Below are 4293 nucleotides of genomic sequence, written 5' to 3'. Positions count from 1 at the left end.
CCCTTTCTCAAGTTTGAGGCGATCAGCCTCACTCAATTCAAGCACTTTTATATGTTTCATGATTCAATTTCTAAAATATCATGAGACAATATTAATAATTTATGCTGAATATAAAAATATTTTAGATCACTTACTTAGCATAATCATTTTAAAGTTTCTCCTTTATTTTCAGGATTATAATAACCTTTTGTTCTTGACAGAAACTCTGATTTCATGTTTTTTGTCAATTTAGCTTCTTGTTCCGATAAATCATTGGTTTGCCCGATATCCGTCTTCAAGTTAAACAGTGAAAAATCATCGACAATTCCCAGTTCATTACCAGTAAGGTTTCTTTTTTCTCCTTTATATGGCGGAATCAACATATAGTCTCCTTTCCTATATGCAAGTCTTCCCATTGCCTCAGTTATGAAACTTTTTCTACCTACAACAGAGTTTCCCATAAAAACATCCAATAAATTCTCTGAATCCAAATCTTTTGGGATATCCGCATCTATCAAATCCGCGAAAGAAGTCAACAAATCCATTTGAGATACCAATGCATCAGAAACAATAGGATTTATATGGTTTTTCCAAAATACAAAAAACGGGACTCTGGTTCCTGCTTCAAACAGGCTATATTTTCCACCTCTCATTTCTCCTGTCGGCTTATGGTTTCCCAACATTTCAACAGCACCATCTTTATAACCATCATTCAATACAGGACCATTATCACTTGAAAATACTATTAATGTATTTTCAAGCAATCCATTTTTATTCAGGATTCTTATCAATTCACCGACACACCAGTCAGCCTCCAGCAATGCATCACCTCTTGGTCCCATACCAGATTTTCCTACAAACCTATGATGCGGCGCTCTTGGTACATGAGGCTGATGCAATCCATAATATAAGAAAAACGGTTTTTCATGGTTGTTTTCAATAAAGTCCTTAACTTTACCAATAAAATAATCAGCCATATCCTCGTCAACCCACTTTGCAGAATTACCACCTTTCATAAATCCTATACGTGGAATTCCATTTACTATTGAATTATTATGTCCATGCGACCAATGCATCTTCAACATCTCAGGATTGGAAAGTGCAGTAGGTTCACCTTCATAATTCTTTTCGTAGTTTACTCTTATAGGATCATTCGGATCAAGTCCAACGACATATCCATTTTCTACATATACAGTCGGTACCCTGTCGTTTGTTGCAGCAATCAGGCATGAATAATCAAAGCCTATCTCATTTGCACCGGGAGTCACCTTTTTATTCCAATCAGCATTACCATTTCCCATACCCAAATGCCACTTACCTATTGCCGCAGTTGTATATCCGGCATTTTGAAACATTTTAGGCATTGTAAACTGTGATTCTTTTATCAGTAATGGAGCATCACCTGGAAGTATTTTTGCATCCTTATTCTTCCATGGATAACATCCTGTAAACAACCCATACCTACTAGGGGTAGATGTGGCAGATGTTGAATGACCGTCAGTAAAACATACTCCTTGTTTTGCCAGATAATCAATATTCGGTGTAGAAATTGTTTTGCTTCCATATGCGCTAACGTCTCCGTAGCCCATATCATCAGCCAGTATTACAATAACATTGGGACGGGCAATACTATTGTTTTGTCCAAAAACGGATGGCAATGATAACGAAATCATTGCCGTCGAAATTATTCTATCCTTTATATTTATATTATTCATATCGCAAACTTATCTAACATTAAATTCATATGTATAATTCCATTCAAAACTTTCATTAGGCATAATATTTATAAGAATCTTAGGTTCAGGACAGAAGGCTTTTTGCCATGACCAAAGGAAAAACGAGTGCACTGGAACATCAAAACCAACTTCGACAGACATTCCCGTTCTTTCATTTACAATCTTAAATGAATTGTCATTTGACAATACATTTATAGCTCCAAATGCCGGACTGAAGTCTTTTATATCCTGCACTATGTCTATTCTATCCTTTCCAAAAGACATTCGTTTCTTATTTATCCATTTCTCATTTGCCACATCTATATCTGAATTTGTAAATATCATGGCAAAATCCTTATCATAGTTCTTATAATTAAACTGTATGAAATTATGAGAATACGTTTCTGTAAAAATCTTCTTCTTACCAATATTTGAAAGCTTATGCTTGACAATTAGTTTATTATCATCTATCAAGTAAACTTTTTCAAGTATGTAGCTATAACCTGTTTCTGACTCAAGTCTATGAATTATACTTATACTTTTATCATCCGACTTAATAGTACGCACTCCAGTATTAACAACTTTATATGGCTTTGCAAAATCGTATGGTTTATTATTTTCTTTCAACAATTCTCCAACACCTATTTTCACAAATTTTTCCCCTACCTTAGTTTCTGAATATCCAAAAGCCTCGGCAAAATGCTCAGCAAGTCCTGTTCCCCAATTTGGCACTAACGGATTATGTTTGCCAGTAGGTCCTCGTCCACAATAATCTTTCCATTGCTGCAGGAAAGTACAACCTTTATATGTCACTTGTCCCAGAATACTTCCCCAATCAAATCGTGAAGACTTATAATAGCTATTAACACTGTCAGGTAAAAACAACATTATCTCCATATCCCCCTTTCTTATACTCATTGAGGGATATTCTGATGCTTTCATAACTAATGAAAGCATCAGAAAAATACGACAAAGTGTGTATCTATTCTTCATTTAAACATTAAAATTATAATATAAATACAATGTTATTTAGTCTTATTTATATAAGATTTCATTATATTGTCCAACTCTACAATCTTATCAGAGTATTTAGTATAGACATTATCTTTTTGGCTTATATCTTCCTTTATATTAAAAAGTTCAGGTGAATCTTTTTCTTCTTTTTTCTTCTTTCCTGTATCAGGCAAATATATCCAATCCCCTTTTCTTACTCCAGCTATACGTCCGTACTTTACATATACATATTCATCGAGCAATTTGGTATTAGGATTATACAGGAACTCTGAAATATCCTTACCGTCAAGGTCATAGTCTTTAGCATCACCACCTGAAATTTTCATTATAGTAGGAAATAGATCAACACTTGAAATTATTGCATTACTTACAGTTCCAGCAGGAATATGACCTTTCCATTGCATAATACAAGGGACTCTGACACCACCTTCGTAATAAGAGAACTTACCGTCTCTTAAAGGATCTGCACTTCCACCGTCTTCCTTACATTTCAACCAAGGGCCGTTATCTGAAGTAAAAATCACTAAAGTATTTTCAGCCAATCCATTATCATCAAGATATTTTAACAAACGTCCCATATTCCAGTCAATTTCCTCTACGGCATCACAATACAGTCCACGCTTGCTCTTTCCCTTGAATTGTTCTGATACATACAAAGGGACATGCGGCATTTGCGGAGTCAGATATATAAAAAATGGATTGTTTTTATTCTTACCAATAAAATTTATGGCGTAATCGAAATATCTGTTTGTTGTCGTTGACAAATCACATGGATATTCTATAATCTTATCATCCCTAAATAAAGGACATACCCCTCTCAGTTTAGCTGTTATGTCATTCCTGTTCTTAGTGCTTGCCACAATTTTTTGATCTTCAAGAGCTTTCTCCATCGTATAATTTCCCCTTAATAAAACTTCAGATGAGAATTCTTGTTTAGGGCCTATATACATATCGTTACTGTAAGGAATGCCAAAATATTCATCAAAGCCTTGATCTGTAGGCATATGTCCCTTTGCATCTCCGAGATGCCACTTACCAAAACAAGCCGTCGCATATCCTCTTTCTTTCAAGGCTTCCGCTATAGTTATTTTATTTGCTGGCATTCCTTTCTCACCGGGAAACAATACAAACTTAACACCATTTCTTGTATTAAACTGTCCTGTCAGCAAACCGGCTCGGGATGGGCTTGAAATAGATGCAGCAGAATAGAAATCCGTCAACCTCATCCCTTCTGAACTCATCCTGTCAATATTGGGAGTATTTATTAACGGAGAGCCAAAACATCCTAAATCTTGATATCCTTGATCATCCGTTAACACTATTATAACATTTGTTGGTTTCTGAGCTAATAATACACTGGAACATGCCGAAGCCAATAATAAAATACTATTTCTCATAATATCATATTTTAATAGTCACAATATCAGGTATATAAAATATACACCCGATAAGTAAGTGATCTAAAATATTTTTATATTCAGCATAAATTATTAATATTGTCTCATGATATTTTAGAAATTGAATCATGAAACATATAAAAGTGCTTGAATTGAGTGAGGCTGATCGCCTCAAACTTGAGAAAGGG

Annotated in this window: 3 protein-coding genes; all 3 read right to left on the bottom strand. The window is 34.7% G+C overall.

The window, feature by feature from the left end:
• Positions 1-143 precede the first annotated feature (143 nt).
• The 3 genes from OCV82_RS15055 to OCV82_RS15045 all read right to left on the bottom strand — a co-directional run bounded on the left by OCV82_RS15055 (position 144) and on the right by OCV82_RS15045 (position 4105).
• Positions 144-1652, bottom strand: a complete 1509-nt coding sequence (locus OCV82_RS15055) for a sulfatase-like hydrolase/transferase (protein ID WP_154045198.1) — start codon at positions 1650-1652, stop codon at positions 144-146.
• Positions 1653-1703: 51 nt separating this feature from the next.
• Positions 1704-2636, bottom strand: a complete 933-nt coding sequence (locus OCV82_RS15050) for a hypothetical protein (protein WP_154045196.1) — start codon at positions 2634-2636, stop codon at positions 1704-1706.
• Positions 2637-2719: 83 nt separating this feature from the next.
• The gene (locus OCV82_RS15045) at positions 2720-4105 is read right to left on the bottom strand and encodes a sulfatase family protein (protein ID WP_154045194.1); all 1386 of its coding nucleotides are present in this window, start codon (positions 4103-4105) and stop codon (positions 2720-2722) included.
• Positions 4106-4293 lie beyond the last annotated feature (188 nt).

This window comes from Bacteroides cellulolyticus (assembly GCF_025567135.1).
Taxonomy (GTDB): domain Bacteria; phylum Bacteroidota; class Bacteroidia; order Bacteroidales; family Bacteroidaceae; genus Phocaeicola; species Phocaeicola cellulolyticus.
The sequence above is the reverse complement of the archived record's forward strand: the minus strand, read 5'-3'. Positions and strand labels throughout refer to the sequence as shown.